General features: G+C 36.6%; 22 protein-coding genes. 10 read left to right on the top strand and 12 right to left on the bottom strand.

Annotation, left to right across the window (positions count from 1 at the left end; all coding sequences use genetic code 11):
- Positions 1 to 14 precede the first annotated feature (14 nt).
- Both polA and cysS read left to right on the top strand, forming a co-directional pair.
- Entirely contained in the window at positions 15 to 2,957 is a 2,943-nt protein-coding gene (gene polA / locus AC6EI0_RS04520) for a DNA polymerase I (RefSeq protein ID WP_498523249.1), read from the top strand.
- A 43-nt stretch (positions 2,958 to 3,000) separates the two neighbouring features.
- Positions 3,001 to 4,503 carry a cysteine--tRNA ligase gene (gene cysS, locus AC6EI0_RS04525; RefSeq protein WP_498523250.1) on the top strand — a complete coding sequence of 501 codons (1,503 nt, stop codon included), beginning with the start codon at positions 3,001 to 3,003 and terminating at the stop codon, positions 4,501 to 4,503.
- On the opposite strand, the gene AC6EI0_RS04530 is transcribed toward cysS, so the two are convergent.
- Complete coding sequence (locus tag AC6EI0_RS04530; RefSeq protein ID WP_498523251.1) at positions 4,500 to 5,825, bottom strand: sodium-dependent transporter; 1,326 nt, start codon at positions 5,823 to 5,825, stop codon at positions 4,500 to 4,502. The genes cysS and AC6EI0_RS04530 overlap by 4 nt on opposite strands.
- 92 nt (positions 5,826 to 5,917) lie before the next feature.
- Here AC6EI0_RS04530 and AC6EI0_RS04535 point away from each other — a divergent pair, with 92 nt between their 5' ends.
- Positions 5,918 to 7,156 carry a 1-deoxy-D-xylulose-5-phosphate reductoisomerase gene (locus AC6EI0_RS04535; RefSeq protein WP_498523252.1) on the top strand — a complete coding sequence of 413 codons (1,239 nt, stop codon included), beginning with the start codon at positions 5,918 to 5,920 and terminating at the stop codon, positions 7,154 to 7,156.
- A 1-nt stretch (position 7,157) separates the two neighbouring features.
- Here AC6EI0_RS04535 and AC6EI0_RS04540 read toward each other — a convergent pair whose 3' ends face one another.
- From AC6EI0_RS04540 to AC6EI0_RS04555, 4 genes are read right to left on the bottom strand one after another with little or no spacing between them, the layout of a single operon-like run.
- Positions 7,158 to 8,258 (bottom strand): serine aminopeptidase domain-containing protein, encoded by a 1,101-nt coding sequence (locus tag AC6EI0_RS04540; protein ID WP_498523253.1) that lies wholly within the window; start codon positions 8,256 to 8,258, stop codon positions 7,158 to 7,160.
- Positions 8,242 to 9,678 (bottom strand): NAD(P)(+) transhydrogenase (Re/Si-specific) subunit beta, encoded by a 1,437-nt coding sequence (locus AC6EI0_RS04545; RefSeq protein WP_498523254.1) that lies wholly within the window; start codon positions 9,676 to 9,678, stop codon positions 8,242 to 8,244. Before AC6EI0_RS04545 ends, AC6EI0_RS04540 begins: the two co-directional genes overlap by 17 nt.
- 11 nt (positions 9,679 to 9,689) lie before the next feature.
- Complete coding sequence (locus tag AC6EI0_RS04550) at positions 9,690 to 9,983, bottom strand: NAD(P) transhydrogenase subunit alpha part 2 (RefSeq protein ID WP_011294842.1); 294 nt, start codon at positions 9,981 to 9,983, stop codon at positions 9,690 to 9,692.
- Positions 9,983 to 11,125: a Re/Si-specific NAD(P)(+) transhydrogenase subunit alpha gene (locus AC6EI0_RS04555; RefSeq protein WP_498523255.1), complete on the bottom strand. Its 1,143-nt coding sequence runs from the start codon at positions 11,123 to 11,125 to the stop codon at positions 9,983 to 9,985. Before AC6EI0_RS04555 ends, AC6EI0_RS04550 begins: the two co-directional genes overlap by 1 nt.
- Before the next feature lie 134 nt (positions 11,126 to 11,259).
- Between AC6EI0_RS04555 and AC6EI0_RS04560 the strand changes: the two genes are divergently transcribed.
- The 3 genes from AC6EI0_RS04560 (at position 11,260) to trxB (ending at position 13,757) form a co-directional block, all read left to right on the top strand.
- Entirely contained in the window at positions 11,260 to 11,838 is a 579-nt protein-coding gene (locus AC6EI0_RS04560) for an EF-1 guanine nucleotide exchange domain-containing protein (RefSeq protein WP_498523256.1), read from the top strand.
- 208 nt (positions 11,839 to 12,046) lie between these two features.
- Complete coding sequence (locus AC6EI0_RS04565) at positions 12,047 to 12,277, top strand: DUF8673 family protein (RefSeq protein WP_498507832.1); 231 nt, start codon at positions 12,047 to 12,049, stop codon at positions 12,275 to 12,277.
- Between the two features lie 103 nt (positions 12,278 to 12,380).
- Positions 12,381 to 13,757, top strand: coding sequence for a thioredoxin-disulfide reductase (gene trxB, locus AC6EI0_RS04570; RefSeq protein ID WP_498523257.1), 1,377 nt, complete (start codon positions 12,381 to 12,383; stop codon positions 13,755 to 13,757).
- An 11-nt stretch (positions 13,758 to 13,768) separates the two neighbouring features.
- Here the strand turns inward: trxB and infA are convergent, their stop codons facing one another.
- The 4 genes from infA to petM all read right to left on the bottom strand — a co-directional run bounded on the left by infA (position 13,769) and on the right by petM (position 15,498).
- Complete coding sequence (infA, locus tag AC6EI0_RS04575) at positions 13,769 to 14,038, bottom strand: translation initiation factor IF-1 (protein WP_011294847.1); 270 nt, start codon at positions 14,036 to 14,038, stop codon at positions 13,769 to 13,771.
- A 75-nt stretch (positions 14,039 to 14,113) separates the two neighbouring features.
- Positions 14,114 to 14,329: a DUF8669 family protein gene (locus AC6EI0_RS04580; RefSeq protein ID WP_498507835.1), complete on the bottom strand. Its 216-nt coding sequence runs from the start codon at positions 14,327 to 14,329 to the stop codon at positions 14,114 to 14,116.
- A 52-nt stretch (positions 14,330 to 14,381) separates the two neighbouring features.
- Positions 14,382 to 15,344, bottom strand: coding sequence for an NAD(P)H-binding protein (locus tag AC6EI0_RS04585; RefSeq protein WP_498523500.1), 963 nt, complete (start codon positions 15,342 to 15,344; stop codon positions 14,382 to 14,384).
- Between the two features lie 55 nt (positions 15,345 to 15,399).
- The gene (gene petM / locus AC6EI0_RS04590) at positions 15,400 to 15,498 is read right to left on the bottom strand and encodes a cytochrome b6-f complex subunit PetM (protein ID WP_011294850.1); all 99 of its coding nucleotides are present in this window, start codon (positions 15,496 to 15,498) and stop codon (positions 15,400 to 15,402) included.
- Between the two features lie 142 nt (positions 15,499 to 15,640).
- Here petM and AC6EI0_RS04595 point away from each other — a divergent pair, with 142 nt between their 5' ends.
- Both AC6EI0_RS04595 and ilvN read left to right on the top strand, forming a co-directional pair.
- The gene (locus tag AC6EI0_RS04595; protein WP_498523258.1) at positions 15,641 to 16,612 is read left to right on the top strand and encodes an alpha/beta fold hydrolase; all 972 of its coding nucleotides are present in this window, start codon (positions 15,641 to 15,643) and stop codon (positions 16,610 to 16,612) included.
- Positions 16,613 to 16,617: 5 nt separating this feature from the next.
- Positions 16,618 to 17,127, top strand: a complete 510-nt coding sequence (gene ilvN, locus AC6EI0_RS04600; RefSeq protein WP_498523259.1) for an acetolactate synthase small subunit — start codon at positions 16,618 to 16,620, stop codon at positions 17,125 to 17,127.
- A gap of 9 nt (positions 17,128 to 17,136) precedes the next feature.
- Here the strand turns inward: ilvN and AC6EI0_RS04605 are convergent, their stop codons facing one another.
- Both AC6EI0_RS04605 and AC6EI0_RS04610 read right to left on the bottom strand, forming a co-directional pair.
- Complete coding sequence (locus tag AC6EI0_RS04605) at positions 17,137 to 17,853, bottom strand: peptidylprolyl isomerase (RefSeq protein WP_498523260.1); 717 nt, start codon at positions 17,851 to 17,853, stop codon at positions 17,137 to 17,139.
- Positions 17,840 to 18,415 carry a photosystem I assembly protein Ycf4 gene (locus AC6EI0_RS04610; protein WP_498523261.1) on the bottom strand — a complete coding sequence of 192 codons (576 nt, stop codon included), beginning with the start codon at positions 18,413 to 18,415 and terminating at the stop codon, positions 17,840 to 17,842. The genes AC6EI0_RS04605 and AC6EI0_RS04610 overlap by 14 nt, the downstream gene beginning before the upstream one ends.
- A gap of 200 nt (positions 18,416 to 18,615) precedes the next feature.
- Between AC6EI0_RS04610 and psbD the strand changes: the two genes are divergently transcribed.
- A complete protein-coding gene (gene psbD, locus AC6EI0_RS04615) occupies positions 18,616 to 19,692 on the top strand; it encodes a photosystem II D2 protein (photosystem q(a) protein) (protein ID WP_498463213.1) in 1,077 nt (358 codons plus the stop codon).
- Positions 19,676 to 21,058 (top strand): photosystem II reaction center protein CP43, encoded by a 1,383-nt coding sequence (gene psbC, locus AC6EI0_RS04620; protein ID WP_498523262.1) that lies wholly within the window; start codon positions 19,676 to 19,678, stop codon positions 21,056 to 21,058. Before psbD ends, psbC begins: the two co-directional genes overlap by 17 nt.
- Before the next feature lie 77 nt (positions 21,059 to 21,135).
- On the opposite strand, the gene AC6EI0_RS04625 is transcribed toward psbC, so the two are convergent.
- On the bottom strand, positions 21,136 to 21,765 hold the full coding sequence (locus AC6EI0_RS04625) for a nucleoside triphosphate pyrophosphatase (protein WP_498523263.1): 630 nt from the start codon (positions 21,763 to 21,765) through the stop codon (positions 21,136 to 21,138).
- Positions 21,766 to 21,785 lie beyond the last annotated feature (20 nt).

Consider the following 21,785-nt stretch of genomic DNA (forward strand, 5'->3'; position numbering starts at 1 on the left):
ATTATTAATGTTTCATGGAAGAAATAAAAAAGCCAACCTTATTATTAGTTGATGGCCATTCTTTAGCTTTCAGAAGTTTTTATGCTTTTAGCAAGGGGGGGGAAGGAGGACTTGCCACAAAGGACGGATTTCCTACAAGTGTTACTTATGGTTTTTTAAAAAGTCTTTTAGACAATTGCAAAACTATTAAGCCCAAAGGAATCACAATTGCTTTTGATACTGCTGAGCCAACATTTCGCCATAAGGAAGATCCAAACTACAAAGCCAATCGAGATGTAGCACCAGACATATTTTTTCAAGATTTAAACAAGCTTGAAAAAATTCTCAAAGAAAGTCTCAATCTTTCAATATGCAAAGCTCCTGGATATGAAGCAGATGATGTCTTAGGAACACTTGCCAATGATGCTGCTGAAAAAGGTTGGAGTGTCAGAATACTCTCTGGAGATAGAGACTTATTCCAATTAGTAGATGATGCAAGAGATATAGCTGTCTTGTACATGGGAGGTGGTCCTTACGCAAAAAGCGGAAATCCTAATCTGATTAACGAAGAAGGAGTCAGGGAGAAACTAGGAGTGAATCCAAATAAAGTAATAGATTTGAAAGCCCTAACTGGTGATAGCTCAGATAATATTCCAGGAGTCAAAGGAGTTGGTCCAAAAACAGCAATAAATCTTTTAAACGAAAATAATGATCTTGATGGAGTCTATAAAACACTCCAAGAGCTCGAGAAAGAAGGCGATAAAGCGAAACGTGGAGCCATAAAAGGAGCAGTTAGATTAAAACTAAAAGCAGATAAAGATAATGCGTATCTCTCAAAAAAACTTGCAGAAATTTTAATTAAAATCCCTATAAATCGAAACATAGATCATAACTTAGAGGGTATTAATGAATCAAAGTTAGCTGAAAACCTTGAAAAACTTGAGTTACATAGTTTATTAAAACAAGTTTCAACTTTTAAAGCTCTATTTTCTAATGAAGGATTATCAGAACAAGACACTAATCTCTCATCTAAAGAAAGTAAACCAGTTAATAATAAGAGTGAGAATAATGAAATAGAAAAGATTCCTCAGATAGAACCTAAAATTATAGACAACTTGGAAGAACTTAATAATTTTGTTTCACAAATAATGAAGCATACAGATGAGAAGAAACCAATAGCAATTGATACAGAAACAACGAGTTTGAACCCTTTTAAAGCTGAACTTGTTGGCCTAGGCTTTTGTTATGGTGAATCATTGAAAGATATAGTTTATATACCAATAGGACATCGCAATAAAGAAGAAGATTTAATAGAAAAGAATCATATCAATCAATTAAAGATTGAAGAAGTTATCTATGCACTTCAGGATTGGTTCTCTAGCAAGGAAAATCCTAAAACCCTACAGAATGCAAAATACGATAGACTGATATTACTAAGACATGGAGTTATATTAAATGGCGTTGTAATTGATACTTTACTTGCTGACTATATATGTGATGCAACTCTTAAGCATAGTTTAGATGAAATTGCCTATAGAGAATTTGGCTTTAAGCCCAAAAGTTTTTCTGATGTTGTCAAAAAAGGAGAAGACTTTTCTTCTGTGGACATTAAGTCTGCAAGTATATACTGCGGAATGGATGTTTATTTAACAAGAAAATTAGCAATCATCTATATTGAAAGGTTAAAAAGTACAAGTAAGAAATTAATAAAGTTACTCAAAGAAGTTGAACAACCACTTGAGCAGGTTTTAGCGGAAATTGAATCTACAGGTATTATTATTGATACACCTTATCTAAAAGATTTATCCTTAGAGCTAACAAACACATTAAGAAGTATTGAGGAGGAAGTTTATAAGATTGCAGGAAATGAGTTTAACCTTTCATCACCTAAACAATTAGGTGAACTGCTTTTTGAGAAGCTTGATTTAGATAGGAAAAAATCAAGAAAAACAAAAACAGGATGGAGTACAGATGCAGGTGTGTTGGAAAAGCTGGAATCAGACCATTCAATAATAAAAATGATTATTGAACATCGCACTATAAGTAAGTTGCTTAATACTTATGTAGATGCTTTGCCTCAGCTTATTGAAAAAGAAACGGGAAGAGTACATACTGATTTCAATCAAGCCGTAACCGCTACTGGAAGGTTAAGTAGCAGCAATCCAAATCTCCAAAATATCCCTGTTAGAACTGAATTTAGCAGACGAATAAGAAAAGCTTTTCTTCCGCAAAAAGATTGGAAACTTCTAAGCGCAGACTATTCACAAATTGAACTTCGTATACTTACACATCTTTCAGGTGAAGAAGTACTAAAAAATGCTTATTTAAAAAATGAGGATGTCCACTCTTTAACAGCAAAAATTTTATTTGAAAAAGAGGCTATCGAAGCCGATGAAAGAAGAATAGGAAAAACTATAAATTTTGGGGTTATTTATGGTATGGGGGCTCAAAGGTTTGCAAGATCAACGGGCGTTTCATTAATAGAAGCAAAATATTTTTTAAGTAAATTCAAAGAACGTTATCCAGCCGTTTTTAAATTTTTAGAATATCAAGAAAGACTTGCCCTAAGCCAAGGGTTTGTTGAAACATTACTAGGGAGAAGACGTTATTTTCATTTCAATAAAAATGGGCTTGGAAGACTTCTGGGAACTCCACCAAATGAAATTGATTTAACTACGGCCAGAAGAGCTGGTATGGAAGCACAACAATTAAGAGCAGCAGCAAACGCACCGATTCAAGGCTCAAGTGCAGACATAATTAAGCTAGCAATGATTCAATTGCATTCAGCTTTAAGAAACACTGGATTGGCAGCAAAAATTCTACTTCAAGTGCATGATGAACTCGTGCTAGAAGTTGATCCCAAAGATTTGGAGGAAACAACACTCCTTGTTCGAAACACTATGGAAAATGCTGTAAAACTTAGCGTCCCTCTTATAGTTGAAACTGGCGTTGGAGTAAATTGGATGGAGGCAAAATAGTTGCTGATAAATTCAATAATTTCTCACATTTTTATCTAAGAAATTGTCCCTAAAATTCACAAACACCTTATCCAATAAGAAAGAGGATTTTATTTCTATAAATCCTAATCAAGTTAAAATATATTGTTGTGGTGTAACTGTTTATGATCTTTGTCATCTTGGTCATGCAAGAAGTTATCTTAATTGGGATGTATTAAGACGGTTTTTAATTTGGAAAGGATTTGAAGTTAAATTTGTACAAAACTTCACTGATATTGATGACAAAATTATTAATCGAGCAAATAAAGAAGGATGTTCTACTGATGAATTAAGTGAAAGAAATATTGATGATTTTCATAAAGATATGGATACTCTTTCCATACTTAGACCAAGTAGCATGCCAAGAGCAACAAAATGCCTCCATCAAATTATTAATTTCATAGAAGAATTAGAGCAAAAAAAAGTAGCTTACTCATCAAATGGTGATGTTTATTTTTCAGTAGATAAACATAAAAATTATGGGAAACTTAGTGGAAGAGAAATTGAGAATCAGATAAATAATGCAGCAGGTAGATTAAAAACAAATCAAAAAGAAAGTAAAAAGAACTCGCTTGATTTTGCTCTCTGGAAAAAGTCCAAATCAGGTGAGGTTAGTTACTCTTCGCCTTGGGGAAACGGCAGACCAGGTTGGCATATTGAGTGTTCAGCAATGGTTAAACAAGAATTAGGGGAAAGTATTGATATTCACCTTGGTGGATCAGACCTTATATTTCCTCATCATGAGAATGAAATAGCTCAATCTGAAGCCTGTAATGGGAAAGAGTTAGCAAAATACTGGCTTCACAATGGAATGGTTAATGTGGGAGGTGAAAAGATGAGTAAATCACTAGGGAATTTTACAACCATTAGATCTTTATTAGATGAAGGAATTTCACCTATGACTTTGAGATTTTTTGTATTACAAACTAATTATCGAAAGCCTCTAGATTTTACTGAAGAAGCGCTAAAAGCAGCTTCAAAAGGTTGGGAAAGATTAAATAATTGCCTGTCTTTTGGTTATATTTATAAGATTAAAGATCAAGCCAAAAACGAAATCAACCTAGATAAACCGATAAAAAGATCTGCCAACAGTAAACTTGATAAAGACTCATTTAAATTATTATCAGACTTTGAAAAATATATGGATGACGACCTAAATACATCTGGAGCTTTATCTATACTTTTTGAATTGTCTCAACCTATTAGAAAGTGCCTAAATTTATTAAAAGAAAAAGATATCAATGAAGTTGACGAAGATATTTTAAATCAAGTTTTTAATAAATGGGAACTACTCTGCGAGCTAGCAGGAGTTCTGGGCCTAAAAGTAAATTTAAATCAAGAAGAAACAATAAACGATACTGAACTTGACACTAATAAAATTGAAGAACTTATCAAGAATAGAGCCCTAGCAAAAGCTAATAAAGACTTTTTACTCGCTGACAAAATAAGAGCTGATTTGAAAAATATTGGAATTGATTTAATTGATAAACCAAAAGGGGTTACTGAATGGAAACAAATTTCAGATTAAGCAAACGTTTCTATTGTAGATAAGACTGTTAAATAAAGTCCTATAGCAATAACTGGTGGAGACACCCAGCGCAGCATAAACTTTAAATACCTTCTAACTCTCAAATTAGCATTAGAATTTGCAAGATCTTCATCATAACGATTTGGAACTATCCAACCCAAAAGAATTGAAATTAGAAGACCGCCTAATATCAAGAGTGTATTACAGATAGCATCGGACTTGCCTAAAAAGTCTATAGAAGTAGCAGACGGTATTCCAATCAAGAAAATCAATAATGTTGAAGTCCAAACGGCCTTTTTCCTACTCCAATTCAATCTGTCCATTAAAGAAGATACTGGTACTTCCATTAATGAAATAGAAGAAGTAATAGCAGCTATAAATGCCAATCCAAAGAAAACGGCAGCAATCAATCTCCCAAGAAATCCAAGATTCGCAAATCCAGTTGGGAGAGCAATAAATAAAGTCCCAACAGTTGATTCACTGATAACATCTTTCAAACCAAAACTCATAACGACAGGGAATGTAATCAAACCGGCAAGTAAACCAACAGCAGTATCCAAAGTTGCAACTCTCAAAGCTTCTTTAGGAAGATGATTTTTACGGTTTAGATATGAAGAATAGGCAACCATAATTCCAATACCCAAACTTAAAGAAAAGAAAGCTTGTTTAAATGCATTACTTATGGTGTTTTTATCAAAAAGTTGAGATGAATCCCATTTAAGTAAAAATGATGTATATCCTTCCCATGCCCCAGATAAAGTTGCAGCCCATATAGCTAACAACAAAAGGAGTCCAAATAAAAATGGCATTGCCCATTTTGTTAGTTTTTCTATGCCTCCACGAACGCCAGCAACAACAACAAAAGCAGTTAATAATAAGCTGATTATTTGACCTACAAATACACTATTACCACTGCTAATTTTACCAAAAAATTCTCCCGCCTCCGTCATATCTGAGGGTAGGCCGACGAACAAGGCATGGAAAAAAGTATCAATGGTCCATCCCATTATCACTGCGTAATAAGAAAGAATTCCACAAGAAGCTATTGCAAACAACCAACCTAGAGGCTTCCAATTCTCTCCAGCAACTTTAATGGGAGCAAGGAAAGGACTACTTGCAGTGCTCCTCCCCAAGACCATCTCTGCAACTAAGACAGGTAGGCAAACAACTAAAACAACCAATACATAAAGGATAAGAAAAGCAAGTCCACCGCCTTGAGATGACCTATAAGCAAAACCCCAAAGATTTCCAAGGCCTACAGCACTACCGGCCGCGGCAAGTGCGAATCCCAGTCCTGATCTCCATTGTTCCCTTTCTTGCATAATAAATCTCTATTAAAATCCAGAAGAAACTGGTAAATATATAACTGGGTTATACCTTTAAATGGGAGACTGGTAATACTTGACTTCACAATGTGAAAGCCATAAGCGTTTTAGGCTCAACTGGATCTATTGGGACTCAAACCCTTCAAATTGCAGAAGAGTTTCCTGATCAATTCAAAATTGTTGCGCTAACAGCAGGAAAGAATCTTGATTTAGTAATCAAACAAATTGAAACTCATCAACCTGAAGTCGTTTCACTAGCCGATGAGTCTCTTTTGCCAGAACTGTCTAGGCGAATAAATAATCTTACTGAAGATTCAAGAATATACAAGAAACCCTTATTGATGGCTGGAGCCGAAGGACTTAATACTGCAGCAGCTTGGGGAAGTGCAGATCTTGTTGTAACTGGAATAGTTGGCTGTGCTGGCCTCCTGCCAACACTTGCAGCTATTGAAGCAGGGAAGGACCTAGCTCTAGCAAATAAAGAAACTTTGATTGCAGCAGGACCAGTTGTCATTCCTGCTTTAAAAAAAAGTGGAAGTAGGCTCTTGCCTGCAGATTCTGAACACTCAGCGATATTTCAATGTCTCCAAGGAACGCCATGGGCTGACAATGCAAGACTCTCAACTGGGGTGCCTACTCCAGGATTTAAATCCATACAATTAACTGCATCAGGAGGAGCATTTAGAGATTGGGAAGCTGAAGATTTAGCTAAAGCAACTGTCGAGGATGCGACTAGCCATCCTAATTGGAGCATGGGAAAGAAAATAACTGTAGATTCTGCAACCCTTATGAATAAGGGACTCGAAGTCATTGAAGCGCATTATCTTTTCGGCCTTTCATATGATCAAATCGAAATCATTATCCATCCACAAAGCATCATTCACTCGATGGTTGAATTGGATGATTCATCAGTTTTAGCTCAATTGGGATGGCCAGATATGAAGCTCCCTATTTTGTATTGTTTAAGTTGGCCTAGTCGACTTAAAACACCTTGGCCCAGATTAAACCTTACTGAAATAGGCAATTTAACTTTTAAAGAACCAGATACTAAAAAATATCCATGCATGGAACTTGCTTACGGCGCAGGAAAAATAGGAGGCACAATGCCAGCAGTGCTTAATGCCGCTAATGAAAAAGCAGTAGGGCTATTTCTAGAAGAAAGGTTTAAATTTATCGATATTCCAAAAGTAATTGAGGCGATTTGCGAGAAACATAAATGCGACCTAAATCTAAATCCAAGCCTCAATGAAATTCTTGAAGTTGACAGCTGGGCCAGAGAAGAAGTCTTAAATTATTCAGAAAAAAATATTACAAAAATGCAGTTTTAGATTAAATAGTTTTCAAAGATAAAAACCATTTAGAAACGACTTGATCCCCCCAACAACCTTGAACCCCATGAAATCCATTGTGTCCTCCTTTTTCAGTAAAAATAAATTTATTAAAATTTTGATCTTTAGAAAATTTCATTTTTTCCATTAGTCTTTCAGCAGCTAAATAAGGAACCCAAGGATCATCTTTAGATTGAATAAATAATGTTTTAGGAATAGGTTTTTCATTATTAATAAGAGAGAAAAATGGAGATGCTTTCGCATAATATTCATCGACATTTTCATATCCCCACCTCGGAGCAGTTATAAAATTATCAAAGGATCTAATATCATTTATTTTTCTTTTTTTATCTTTTTTATTTATTACTAACGCATCCTTTTCAGTTTCTTCTATCCCAAAAGGATCTTCTAAAGTTTGCCTAATTAAACGATTTAACAACCATTTCTGATAAATAAAATTTCTGGGTCTTTCAATAGATGAACTACACTCACTCAAATCCAAAGGACTACTAATACATACCAATCCATCTAATAAAAACTCATCACTCATACAAGCATTTAAAAGAATAGTTCCACCCAAAGAAATCCCAGCGCCAAAAAGAGGAATGTTTTTTGAACAGTTATAGTCATTAGTTAATTGGTATGAAATCTCTCTAGCACGCTTTAATACAGGAACCAAATCACTATTGCACTCAGCGGCATAGGTACCATCAACATAATTTCTACAAGGATCTGAACCTCTCAGATTGAGTTTCAAAACGGCGAAGTTTGATTGCACCAAAGCACTAGCCATTCTAGTCAACCCTCTTCTACGAGTAGAACCACCAAGTCCATGCAGAAGTAGAACTAAACCATTGATGCGCAAGGAACTTGATGGTTTATCCAAGTACGCAACTAATGAACCTCCTCCTTTTTTTCTACTTTTTAGTGGTGGAACATTGATACGAATCTCTGATGAGTTGACATCAGGTAATTCATCGGAAGCGAATGTATCTCTTAGGGTCTGAAGGTCAGGACCAATCCAGGGGATACGCTCTTTAAAAGGGCTTATTCCTAAATCTGAGAGTAAACCTTGTCTTTTAAAATTATCCTTTACTGCCAACTCCAAGCTCCTTTAATTCCAACAAAAGATCTCCAAGAACTTTTTTTGCATCTCCAAAGACCATAGAAGTATTTTGCAAATCAAAAAGATCATTTTTTATACCTGAATATCCAGCACTCATTCCTCTCTTAACAACAAATACTGTTCTAGCTTCTTGAACATCTAAAACTGGCATACCATAAAGTGGTGAAGTCTGATCATTCTTGGCCTGAGGATTAACCACATCATTCGCTCCTAGAACTAATACAACATCCGTAGCAGGAAATTCAGGATTAATTACATCCATTTCTTTTAATTGCTCATATGGAACATCTGCTTCTGCCAAAAGAACGTTCATATGACCAGGCATTCTTCCTGCAACAGGATGTATGGCATACGTGACTTCAATGTCGGCACTCTCTAATACTCTGGTGACCTCTCTTAGGGTGTGCTGAGCCTGGGCCACGGCAAGACCATAACCTGGAACAATCACAACTCTCTCTGCAGCTTCGAGCGTGAGTGCACATTCTTCCGGACTGCAACTAGTTATATTTGTATACTCTCCTCCTCCTACTGAGGCGACTGAGCTAGCACCAAGTGCACCTCCAAACAAAACAGAAACTAAAGATCTGTTCATGCCATCGCACATGACTTGTGTAAGGATCAGTCCAGCAGCTCCAACCATTGCACCGGCGACAATCAAAAGTTGACTACCAACAACAAAACCTGCCGCTGCTGCTGCAACTCCTGAGTAGCTATTTAGCAATGATATAACTACTGGCATATCTGCTCCGCCAATAGGAAGAGTAACTCCAATACCAAGCAAAGATGAAGCAAATACAATAAGGAAAAGACCATTTTTCCCATCTATTAAAAGATAGATCCCGCCAATCAAAGTAAGAGCAGCACACAATATATTAAAGAAATGCCTAGCTTTACTTTGGGTCCACGAAGGTGTAGACAGCCAACCCTGAAGCTTTGCCATTGCAACTATTGATCCAGAGAAAGTAATCGCTCCCACAAAGAGTGAAACTACTATTGAAAAATTCCTGACAAGCTGACTTGCCACTCCATCAGAGCCCTCTGAAGATGGGAATAATGCAACACCAAGTGCAACCAAAAGTGATGACATTCCTCCACAACCATTAAACAAAGCCACTATTTCTGGCATTGCAGTCATTGGAACTTTTTTAGCTGTAATGGCTCCTAAAAGCCCACCAATCAAGGTTCCACTAATTATCCAAACCAAAGAGTCAGTAGAAATCCCAATAGTGCCTTGAGAGTTCATCAAAACCCCAAAAGCAGCCAATAACATTGCAATAGCGGCAAGCCTGTTTGCTTCCCTTGCTGATCTAACTTTTGACAGGCCTTTAATGCCCAAAGCAAGTAATAAAACCGCTAGTAGATCAATAGCAAACTTAATTGGACCAATAAAAGTCATAAGAAATAATCCTATTTACGAGTTTTTTTACGGCTAAACATTGCAAGCATTCTGTCTGTAACAAGAAAGCCACCAATTACATTGAATAAGGCGAAACCAAGAGATATTGAGCCAATTATTAGTAAAGGTAAATTGTCTCCTGATTTGATTATCAATGTTAAAGCTGCAAGCATGGTGATGCCTGAGATTGCATTAGCTCCACTCATTAATGGAGTGTGCAAGGTTGGCGGAACCTTGCCTATAAGCTCTAGTCCCAAAAGACTTCCAAGAAGAAGCACCCAAAGAGCTTCACTAAAAAAACTCATTACTTAATTCCTCCATTCTCAATGATTTCTGATTTAAGGATTACTCCATCCTTACTAATCAAAGAACCACTAATAAGCTCATCATCGTTATCAATTAAAAACTTACCCTCTTTAAACATCGGTTTTAGAAGAGACAATAAATTTCTGGAATATAAAAAACTTGCGTGATTTGGAATTGAACAAGGCAGATCAGATGCACCAACAATCTTGACACCTTTTCTAATAATAGTTTCTCCTGGTTTTGAGCATGCACAATTACCACCACTAAGAACAGCAAGATCAATCACTACCGAACCAGGACGCATATCATCCAACATATTTTCATCAATAAGTTTTGGAGCTCTTTTACCAGGAACCTGCGCAGTACAAATCGCTACGTCAGCTTCAGATAATTGAGTTGCCAATTCTTTTCTTTGTGCAATGAGAAATTCATCCGAAACTTGTTTTGCATATCCTCCAGATTCTGAAGGGGTTTCGTCAATCTTTGGAAGCTCAATAAATCTTGCGCCTAGTGATTCAACTTGCTCTTTCACAGCCTCTCGTATATCACTCACATAGACAACAGCACCAAGTCTTTTTGCTGTTGCAATAGCTTGCAATCCTGCGACTCCAGCGCCTAAAACAACAACTTTTGAAGGCTGAATTGTTCCAGCAGCAGTCATTAACATCGGGAAATATCTATCAAGAGCACTAGCTGCTAAAAGTACGGATTTATATCCAGCTATATTTGCTTGAGAAGATAACGCATCTGATGATTGTGCTCGGCTAATTCTCGGAAGCAACTCCAAAGATATTGCAGAAATTTTTTGAGATTTTAATATTTCGGCTAATAATTTGTTCCCGTAAGGATTCAATAATCCCACAAGAAAACAGCCCGGTTTTAATTGTGAAAGAAATTTTTCATCCGGAGGCTGAACGCAGAGAACTATATCAACAATCTTTATTACCTCATTATTTTCCTTTTCAATTAATTCAGCGCCAGCATCCACATAAGAATTATCTAAAAAACCGGCAGCCTGTCCTGCACCTTTTTGAAAAAATACTTTACAACCCAGGTCCAAAAACTTTTTAACAGTCTCTGGAGTAGCTGAAACGCGAGTTTCCTCAAAAGCTGATTCGAAAGGAATTAAGAGACTAACCAAAAGTAAAAAAATTGATCCTCCTTAAGATTAGGAGAGGAAACGTTTGAATACCACCATTTTTAGTTAAGAAAGGTTTTCCTAATAGTTTTTCTTGGCTATGAAGGAAATGAGAAAATGTTATCGATCAAAAAAAAATGAGCCTCACCGCGATCGAATGTCCTGATGGTGTATGTCATAGCCATCACGGTGGGCATGCTGTTCCAAGAACAGCCATGCAAAAAAATCTTCAAAGTCACGGCAAAGAGTGGTGTGAGCGACTAGCAGAACGAATTTATGAAATGTCTGTAGACACTTTTTCTCAGACAGTAATGCCTAGTCTTCATGCTTCCGGATGGCAAAGAAAACATCTTGATTGGGAATTCAAACTTGCAAATAAAGAATCTGAACCAGATGAAGCCTTGGTTGAAGGCATCATCAATGCAACCGAAAGTTTTTTAAGAAGTAGTGAAGTTCACCGGTTATTTATACAAGAACTTGTGCAAGGAACATTTGCTGAAGCAAAAGATGACAGATTGCCATCTAAAGCTGTTAGAAAAGTAATAGAAAATGAAATAATAGTAATGATTGAAGGAAGAAAAGAAGAGTTAACTAATAAGATTGCAAAGGCATTGGAAGAGGAAGCCAACGGTGATTATGAGTTAGCCAAAAATGCAGCAGTTGAAGGTATAAAAGATGTTGAAAAATTATTAATCAACCATACAGAAGCCGTATAGTATGACTAGGATTAATTACAAAATAAAAGCTTGAATCAATAATCAATAAAATAAAGGAACAATAGAAATATTCTTATCATTGCAAATATAAAGAAAATCTAAAATCTTAAGTGATAATTTCGTTTTCCCGACAAAACGCAAATTTGTACCAAAAAACACAAGTTAATCTCCCATTGGCATGTCAAGGTACGTTTGTTGGGGATTAATTATGAATGCTTCTTTCAACAAGAGAATAAGTATCGCAAGCTGTTGGGCCGCAAGCAGAATAGCTTTACTTGATAGCGTGGAAAGATATGAAGATAGCTACGCTATCAGCCAGGAATTTTGCGAATGGATTACTTGTATAAATACTTATCCAGAGGGATTAAAAGCTTCAACCTTAAAAGTGCCTCACTTTCAAAAAGAAAATTTTGACGCCGACGAACTTCTTGAACTTTGATTTTTAATCATTAATGGTTTAAAAGTAATCCACTTTTTTAGGCTTTAGATACACTTTCAAGATTTTTTCTTATATCGTATAAGTCAGTCTAAATTGGTATGGTATGGCAGCTGAAAGTAAAGAATTAAAAAATGAAAATTTAGTAATCGTAGGTTCAGGACCAGCTGGATACACTGCAGCAATTTACGCTGCAAGAGCGAATCTGCAACCATTGCTGATTACTGGTTTTGAACAAGGTGGAATCCCCGGAGGACAATTAATGACCACCACATTTGTAGAGAATTTCCCCGGTTTTCCTAATGGGGTTCAGGGACCAGAATTGATGGATTTAATAAAAGCTCAAGCTGTTAGATGGGGAACAAAGTTAATCGAAGAAGATGCAATATCAATTGATTTAAGTAAAAGACCCTTTACTATTCTAACGAATACTCAGAAAATCAAATCACACTCTTTAATTATTTCAACAGGAGCAAGTGCCAATCGTCTGGGTCTTAAGAACGAAAAATCTTTTTGGAGTAAAGGTATAAGCGCCTGTGCAATCTGTGACGGTGCAACTCCTCAATTCAGGAATGAAGAGCTTGCAGTAGTTGGAGGGGGAGACTCAGCTTGCGAAGAAGCTGAATATCTAACTAAATACGGAAGCCATGTACATTTGTTAGTTAGATCAAACAAGTTAAAGGCCTCTGCAGCAATGGCCGATCGAGTAACCGCAAACTCTAACGTTACTATTCATTGGGAGACTGAGCTTTTAGATGTTTCAGGTAACGAATGGCTGGAGAAATTAAAAGTCAAACGGACAAATACAAACCAGCAAGATGAGATTTTTGCCAAGGGTCTTTTTTATGCAATAGGGCATACTCCAAACACCTCTTTATTCACCAATCAATTAGATACAGATGCAAAAGGGTATTTATTAACAGAACCTGGAAGGCCCGAAACTTCTTTGGAAGGTGTTTATGCAGCAGGAGATGTCGCTGATTCGGAATGGCGTCAAGGCGTTACTGCTGCTGGAAGTGGTTGCAAAGCAGCTCTAGCCGCTGAAAGATGGCTATCAAAAAATAATCTGGCAACTCTTATTCAACGAGATGATTTAGAGCCCTCAATGGCTGAGACGACAAAAACTTTAGAAGTTAGTAACAAGGAAAATTTTGACCCTGACAAGACATGGCAAAAGGGAAGTTATGCATTGAGAAAGTTGTACCATGAGACAGTGAAACCTCTTTTCGTTATTTATACATCCACCAGCTGTGGCCCTTGTCACATACTCAAGCCACAACTACAAAGAGTCCTTAAAGAATCACAAGGAAAAGCTATAGGGGTTGAAATTGATATAGAAAGCGATCAAGAAATTGCAAAGCAAGCTGATGTGAGTGGAACACCCACGGTTCATCTTTTCAAAAATAAAGAATTAAAAAAACAATGGAAAGGTGTCAAAGCAAGAAGTGAATATAAATCTGCATTAGAGTCACTAGTTGATTAGCTATTAAAGCCTTATCTTTTTCTTGGCCCACCTGGCCTATTCCCCCCTTGTCTTCCGCCACCGGGGCCTACATTTCGCTCCCTGTATGTGATTCGACCACGTGTCAGATCATAAGGACTGATTTCAACAAGGACTTTGTCTCCTGCAAGCAATTTTATTCTAAATTTTGTTAGTTTTCCTGCGGCCCTACACAAGCATTGATGTCCAGCGGGCTGCTCAAGAGTTACAAGATAGAAACCATTACCTTGCTCTTTTTCAATAACGCCGGATGTTTCAATCATGTGTTTTTTTTTGCATCACTAATTAACTAAATAATTGTATTCTAAAAAGTCTTTGATTACCCAATAAATGTATATTTAACTAAAAATCTCTTGCAACTCTCTAGCAGTTTGGAATTGTCCATAATAATAATTTGCAGAAGCTCTTATACCTGCATCATCTAAACCATCAAAAGCCTCAAAACCAATACTTTTCCATAACTCATTACCACATAATTTATCTAACTCTGAAGAGGCTTCTTTAGATAGATTTTCCAATCTTCTATTAAGGTTTTTGATTTGACTAATGGACATTACAAATAAAAGTTTTCCCAATAGTACATATTAACTATATTTTTGCAACAGCTTAAATGGGGAATTTCTTTTTCTCTTCAATATCAAGGTCAACCCCAATATCTTTAAGTCTTTTCAAAATAACTCCGTAATACTCTTTTATGTACCCCTCCATTGTTGTTGAATCGGCTTGATCAAGACCAAAAGCAGTGTAAGTATCATCCATAGGAGCATCTAATTTCCCTCCATTGCCACTCAATTCAGAGAAAGATAACCTTTCAGCAACATTTAAGGTCGATTCAAAAAACGATACAACTGATTGAGCAATAGATATTATGGTTGGAGAAACTTTTAATACTCTCGCTTTTTTTTCACTGAACTTTTCACATAAACCAACCAATTCTTTTGCACTCCATGCTTTAGGACCAACTATGGGAAATCTTCCTTTTATGGTTTGAGGCCTATCTAACGCCGCAACAGCAAATCGAGCTATGTCCTGCGTATTCATGTAAGCAATTTCAGTTGGATTTCCACTTATCCAAACTGGTTCATTATTCAATATTGGAATAGCAAATTGACCTATTACCCCTTGCATGAAAGCTACACCTTGCAAGATTGTGTAATCCAAAGATGAACTAACTAATAATTCTTCAGTACAATATTTGATGTCCATTAATGGGATTTGCCTGTATTTTTCTGCTCCTAATAAAGATAGGAATACTACTCTTTTTACATTTTTTTCTTCACAAGCGTTATATAGATTTAATTTTCCATCCCAATCTATTTCATAAACGCTGCGTGGATCATCTGGTCGGCTAGTGGCTGCATCAATAACAGCGTCTACACCATCAAGGGCATACTCAATATCTTCTTTATTTATTAAATTACCACGGGTTAACTCACAGCCCCACTCTTGAAGAAATGAAGCTGCTTTTGGTTTCCTAACCATGCAACGCACTTTATGCCCTGCATCTATGGCATTTTTGGCTATTTGGCGACCAAGAGTTCCTGTGCCACCAATCACCAGAACTTGCATAGTTGAATTCATTACAAGAATGGAGCTTAAATGGACAAACTATGGATTGTGGAAATCAATCACCTTGAAGTTTCAAAAGAAGAACTCCTCCTAAAAGCCCAACGGGAATTAAAACCCAAAAGACTGCAGCGATTCCAAAAATTTCTGATGCCATTCAGATAATTTAACTCATCTTCTATTAAAACCTAAAGCCCTGACATTCAGACAGCAATAGAAAAGCATAAGCAAATTTTTAAAATAAACTTAAAATCAAATAAAAATTATAAAACTCAAATTCAAATTAGGTTTTCAACTAAATGCAGCAAAAAATTTTTAAAAGAAAGCCTTTCATAGGATCCCCTGATTGGGGTGAGTCTAAGTATTGGAACTATAAAAATAATAGGGTTCACTTCAGGGTTACTGGAGAGGAATCAAATCCCCCAATTATTCTAATTCATGGGTTTGGAGCCAGCAGTGATCACTGGAGAAACAATGCAGAAATATTTGCATCAGAAGGTTATAGGGTATTCGGTATAGATTTGTTAGGTTTTGGGAAATCAGAGCAAAAACTTAAAAGCAAAATAAAATATCTAGACAATCAAATTTGGGCAGCACAATTAGCTTCTTTTCTTGATGAAATTGTTGATATTCAAAAGAATAGAGAGGTTATTTTGATTGGAAATTCATTAGGAGCTTTAACTGCACTCACAACTCTCTCTGAAAGGCCAGCGCAGATAAAAACAGTAATCGCAGCGCCACTACCAGAGCCAATTTTTATAAATCCAATTAAATTTTCATTTCCGAGTTGGTTGGAAAAACTCAGAAGTTTTCTTATAAAACTTTTTTTTAATTTATTTCCTCTTAGAATTTTAGTAAATTTAATATCTAGAAAAAAATTAATTACTTTTGCGCTTCAAAGTGCATATTTTCGCTCAATTTCAAATGACATTCCATTAAGAAGAATAGTTACAGTCCCTGCAAGGAGGGCAAATGCTTCAGATGCTCTTAGAGCCATGTGCATTGGAATGAGCAATAGACCAATCTCTGCGAAAGGTCCATCTATCATTGAACAAATTGAAACCCTTCCAACTCGACCTCCAATTTTATTGATTTGGGGTAAGCAAGATAAATTGATACCTATATTTTTAGCAAAAAAACTTATAAAGCTCCATCCTTGGCTTAAATTAACTGTGATTAATGAAGCTGGCCATTGTCTACACGATGAATTACCTAAACATTTCAATCAGATTGTTCTGAAATGGCTGAGGAACTTAAAAACTTCTAAGTAAAAAATATGAAGCACACACTTTCAGTTTTAGTTGAAGATGAGTCTGGAGCATTAAGCAGGATTGCAGGCCTTTTTGCAAGAAGAGGATTTAACATTGATAGCTTGGCTGTCGGCCCTGCAGAGGCAAAAGGAATATCAAGATTAACAATGGTCGTTCAAGGGGACGAATCAACACTTCAACAAATGACAAAACAGCTAAACAAATTAATAAATGTTTTAGAAGTTCTTGATTTAACAACATTGCCAGCAGTAGAAAGAGAGTTAATGCTCTTGAAGGTTTCAGCATCATCAGAAAACAGAGGAAAAATTTTAGACCTTGTTCAAGTTTTTAGAGCAAAAGTTGTAGATGTTTCTGATAATGCGATGACACTTGAAGTCGTTGGAGATCCAGGCAAACTTGTAGCTCTAGAGAACCTATTGAAACAATATGGAATTTTAGAAATTGCCAGGACGGGAAAAGTTGCTCTTAAAAGGGCATCAGGAGTAAACACAGAAATGTTAAAAGCTAAAAAATAATATTTTTATTCAGGAATCGACTCTTTTTGCTTCAATTATAAAATCTTCTTCCTCTATTAAATCAATTATATTCATACCTCTAATCACTTTCCCAAAGACAGAATATCTTCCATCTAGTTCTGGTAAAGATTTTAATAATATATAAAACTGAGAACTTGCTGAATTAAGATTTTTAGATCTCGCCATGGATAAATATGATCTCTTGTGCTTAAGTTCAATATTATTTATTTGACTAGAATCGTATATTTCTCTCCCGTATATTGGTAAATTTCTTGTTCTTAGTTTTATCTCTAAAGGAATATATCTTTTTTTCCCTGTTTTAACATCTATAAACTTATTTTTATTTTCTTTTAAAATATTTTCTCCCCCTCTAATTATAAAAGGGTAGGGCTTTTTAATAACCCTATTAAAGACAGTTTTATTGTACGCACCTTTTTCTACAAAATCAAGAAAGTTTCCTACAGTTATTGGAGCTGATTGGCCATAAAGCTCTATTTTTATCTTTCCTCTATTTGTAATCAACAAAACATATACATTTGAATTCTGGCAGGGAAGTGTTGTAGTAGAACATATATTTATTTCTTCTTTTTTCTTTAAATTTGAACATCCAGATATTAAAATAGAATTAAGAATTAAAAAGACAAAAACTGGTTGAAGAAATTTATAAGTGAAAGTTTTATTATTTAAAATATTTGTGCTTTTATTATCCTTTTTAAATTCCTTCAAGATTAACCTCTAAAAACCTTGCAATTTCAGCACCTTCATTCTCTAAATCCAATAGTGGTTTTGGAGATCCAACTCTAGATATTGGCAAATCCTTTCTACCTTTAATTCTCAAAGATACTCTTCTAAGTGGATTAAAACCTTCTCTTACCTCTAATTTCACAGCCTTAATCTCATCAATTGGAATTTCTATTTCTATATTTTTCAACAAACCTCTCCTAGATAAAGATAAAACTCCTTTGTTTTTATCAAATCTATTAACTCCAGACCCATAATCGATGCTTATTAGTCTCCAAAAATAAAGAGCTAGTAAAAAAGCCGCTACTCCATATAGACCCATCACCAAGCCTTGAGGAACAAAAATTAGCGTTGAAGGGTTTCCAAGTGGCAAAAAGTCTCTTCCAAAATAACTAGAGAATGAAGCCAACAAAAAACCAACACCTCCAATGCTAAGCATCGAAGCAACTAGGTAATTCGAAACCTTACGAGAACCTTTAATTTTCTGTTCTAGAACCAAATCAGATAACTCTTTATCTGATTTGCTTAGCTTTGATTCAGATGACATAAGCTCATTAGATTGGGAAGCACATCCCTTTCAAAACATTATAGAGACTAAGTTTTTGACTTTTAATAAGAAGAAATAAAAAACTTTGCTTTTATCTCAATTCAATACAAGGGATTTCATCAAGTTAAAGATTTACCCACAAACCCCGCCATCGTTGTTAAAGTCCTCGACGTATACAAAAGCTCAGCAACGCTCCTCCCATGACGATCGCTGTTGGAAGCGCAACAGAACGAGGTTGGTTTGACGCCCTCGATGACTGGTTAAAGCGCGACCGATTCGTATTTGTTGGTTGGTCTGGACTACTTCTCTTCCCTACAGCTTTCTTGGCTATTGGTGGATGGTTTACAGGTACAACCTTCGTTTCTTCCTGGTACACCCATGGTGTAGCCAGTTCTTACCTTGAGGGATGTAACTTCCTCACAGCCGCTGTTAGTACTCCTGGCGATGCCATGGGTCATAGTCTTCTATTCCTTTGGGGACCAGAAGCTCAGGGCGATTTAACACGCTGGTTCCAGCTTGGTGGCCTTTGGAATTTCGTTGCTCTTCACGGCGCGTTTAGTCTTATCGGCTTCATGCTTCGTCAATTCGAAATTGCAAGACTAGTTGGTATCCGTCCATATAACGCACTTGCTTTCTCAGCAGTTATTGCAGTATTTACTGCTTGCTTCCTAATTTATCCTCTAGGACAGCACAGTTGGTTCTTCGCTCCTTCCTTTGGAGTTGCAGCAATATTCCGTTTCATTCTCTTCATTCAAGGTTTCCACAACATTACTCTTAATCCATTCCACATGATGGGAGTAGCAGGAATTCTTGGTGGTGCATTACTTTGTGCTATTCACGGTGCAACAGTTCAGAACACCCTTTACGAAGATTCAAGTCAGTATTCTGACGGTAAAACTCAAAGTTCTACTTTCAGAGGTTTCGATCCAGTACAAGAAGAAGAAACTTACTCATTTATTACTGCAAACCGTTTCTGGAGTCAGATTTTCGGTATTGCTTTCTCAAATAAGCGTTTCCTTCATTTCTTAATGCTCTTTGTACCAGTAACAGGTATGTGGGCCGCATCTATTGGAATCGTTGGACTAGCTCTAAACCTTCGTGCTTACGACTTCGTTAGCCAAGAAATCAGAGCTGCTGAAGATCCTGAATTTGAAACTTTCTACACTAAAAACATCCTTCTTAATGAAGGTATGCGTGCATGGATGTCTTCTGTAGACCAACCACACGAAAACTTTGTATTCCCTGAGGAGGTACTCCCACGTGGAAACGCCCTTTAATAGTTTACTCAAAGCTCCTAATCAAAGTCTTGAAGAGACTGGTTACGCCTGGTATGTAGGAAATGCAAGGCTAATCAATCTTTCTGGAAGATTATTAGGTGCTCACATTGCACACGCTGGACTAATTGTTTTCTGGGCCGGCGCGATGATGCTTTTCGAAGTAAGTCACTTCACCATGGATAAACCCATGTGGGAGCAAGGCTTAATTTGTATGCCTCACGTAGCCATGTTTGGATACGGTATTGGTCCTGGTGGAGAAGTTACAGATGTTTGGCCTTTCTTCATTGCAGGGGTTATTCACCTTGTTGCATCTGGAATACTTGGCTTTGGGGGTGTTTTCCACTCTCTTGCTGGTCCAGAAAAATTAGAGGAAGATTTCCCATTCTTCTCAACTGACTGGAGAGATAAAAACCAAATGACCAATATTCTTGGTTTTCATTTGGTTGTTCTTGGAGTTGGTTCGCTTCTATGGTCCATCAATTGGATGTACATAGGGGGTGCGTATGACACCTGGGCTCCTGGTGGAGGAGAAGTTCATCTAATTAATCCAACACTTGATCCAAGAATTATTTTTGGATATCTGCTATCAACACCTTGGGGTGGCGGTGGTTGGATGGTTGGAGTTAACTCAATGGAAGATATTGTCGGAGGACATGTTTACCTGGGTGTAATTGAAATAATTGGTGGTCTTTTCCACATCTTCACCCAACCATACGGATGGGCAAGAAGAGCTTTCATCTGGAACGGTGAAGGACTTTTAAGTTATGCATTAGGTGGAATCTGTGTTGCAAGTTTTGTTGCTTCCTGTTTCATCTGGTTTAACAACACTGCATATCCATCTGAGTTTTACGGTCCAACAAACGCCGAAGCCTCTCAGGCACAGAGTTTTACATTCCTTGTTCGCGACCAACGCATTGGAGCGAATGTAGGATCAACAATGGGCCCAACTGGTTTAGGTAAATACTTAATGAGATCACCTACTGGTGAAATCATCTTTGGTGGAGAAACCATGCGTTTCTGGGATTTCAGAGGTCCATGGCTTGAACCACTAAGAGGTCCAAACGGATTAAGTTTAGACAAAATTCAAAATGACATTCAGCCCTGGCAAGTTCGTCGTGCTGCTGAATACATGACTCATGCTCCTAACGCTTCAATCAACTCTGTTGGTGGAATCATTACCGAGCCAAATGCGGTTAACTTTGTTAATTTGCGTCAGTGGCTTGCAGGTGCTCAGTTCTTCCTTGGTTGGTTTACTTTTGTAGGTCACCTTTGGCATGCTGGCCGTGCGAGAGCTGCTGCTGCAGGATTTGAAAAAGGTATCAGTCGTTCACAAGAGCCTGCTCTTTCAATGCCTGATCTAGATTAGATCCCAAAATAAATAAAAAAAGTCCTCCTAACAGAGGACTTTTTTTATGCTTAAAATATCTAACTGAATTTTTATACCTATATAAGCAAATCAGATAAGCCTAATTTTTCTAGATTATTTTTTAACCACGGCAAGCTAAGTCCAATAACATTGCTAAAACATCCATCTATTTTCTTTATAAATATTCCTCCATAACCCTCGATCGCAAAACCCCCTGCGCAATTATATGGTTCAGAAGTTGAAGAATATTTCAAGATCTCAATATTTGATAAACACATAAATTCAATTTTGGTGCTCACAATTCCCTCAGAACAATTATTTGCTGAAACACTTTTCATATCTGATTTGAAATTATCTAGTGAAATCAAATAATGCCCTGTATGCAAAAATCCAGATTTACCAGACATCCTTTGCCATCTAGATATCAATTGCTCTTTATTAATTGGCTTTTCGAAAATTTCCCCCTCAAACTCAAACAAAGAATCACAACCTAATAAAGCTTGAAAAGTATTTAAGGCTTTATTTTCCTTGATCAACTTTTTCAATGCACTTTCAGCCTTACCTTTAGCTAATAATTTGACCTTTAAGATTGGATCTGACTCTTGAAGCTGTGTCTCATCAAAATCACTTACAATAACTTTGTGTTTCAAGGCTATTTGATCAAGTAATTTTTGACGTGCTTTGGATGCAGAGGCAAGCACAAACATAGAAAACTAAATTTTTTAAT

It is taken from the genome of Prochlorococcus sp. G5PB11 (assembly GCF_059772425.1).

Excerpts from the sequence above, each read along its gene's own strand:
- AC6EI0_RS04545 (WP_498523254.1), bottom strand. The coding sequence starts at position 9,678 with ATGACTTTTATTGGTCCAATTAAGTTTGCTATTGATCTACTAGCGGTT.
- infA (WP_011294847.1), bottom strand. The coding sequence starts at position 14,038 with ATGATTGAAACATCCGGCGTTATTGAAAAAGAGCAAGGTAATGGTTTC.
- AC6EI0_RS04565 (WP_498507832.1), top strand. The coding sequence starts at position 12,047 with ATGAATGCTTCTTTCAACAAGAGAATAAGTATCGCAAGCTGTTGGGCC.
- AC6EI0_RS04610 (WP_498523261.1), bottom strand. The coding sequence starts at position 18,415 with ATGTCATCTGAATCAAAGCTAAGCAAATCAGATAAAGAGTTATCTGAT.
- AC6EI0_RS04530 (WP_498523251.1), bottom strand. The coding sequence starts at position 5,825 with ATGCAAGAAAGGGAACAATGGAGATCAGGACTGGGATTCGCACTTGCC.
- polA (WP_498523249.1), top strand. The coding sequence starts at position 15 with ATGGAAGAAATAAAAAAGCCAACCTTATTATTAGTTGATGGCCATTCT.
- petM (WP_011294850.1), bottom strand. The coding sequence starts at position 15,498 with ATGGCATCAGAAATTTTTGGAATCGCTGCAGTCTTTTGGGTTTTAATT.
- AC6EI0_RS04585 (WP_498523500.1), bottom strand. The coding sequence starts at position 15,344 with ATGCAAGTTCTGGTGATTGGTGGCACAGGAACTCTTGGTCGCCAAATA.
- AC6EI0_RS04595 (WP_498523258.1), top strand. The coding sequence starts at position 15,641 with ATGCAGCAAAAAATTTTTAAAAGAAAGCCTTTCATAGGATCCCCTGAT.
- trxB (WP_498523257.1), top strand. The coding sequence starts at position 12,381 with ATGGCAGCTGAAAGTAAAGAATTAAAAAATGAAAATTTAGTAATCGTA.
- psbD (WP_498463213.1), top strand. The coding sequence starts at position 18,616 with ATGACGATCGCTGTTGGAAGCGCAACAGAACGAGGTTGGTTTGACGCC.
- AC6EI0_RS04580 (WP_498507835.1), bottom strand. The coding sequence starts at position 14,329 with ATGTCCATTAGTCAAATCAAAAACCTTAATAGAAGATTGGAAAATCTA.
- AC6EI0_RS04560 (WP_498523256.1), top strand. The coding sequence starts at position 11,260 with ATGAGCCTCACCGCGATCGAATGTCCTGATGGTGTATGTCATAGCCAT.
- ilvN (WP_498523259.1), top strand. The coding sequence starts at position 16,618 with ATGAAGCACACACTTTCAGTTTTAGTTGAAGATGAGTCTGGAGCATTA.
- AC6EI0_RS04625 (WP_498523263.1), bottom strand. The coding sequence starts at position 21,765 with ATGTTTGTGCTTGCCTCTGCATCCAAAGCACGTCAAAAATTACTTGAT.
- AC6EI0_RS04550 (WP_011294842.1), bottom strand. The coding sequence starts at position 9,983 with ATGAGTTTTTTTAGTGAAGCTCTTTGGGTGCTTCTTCTTGGAAGTCTT.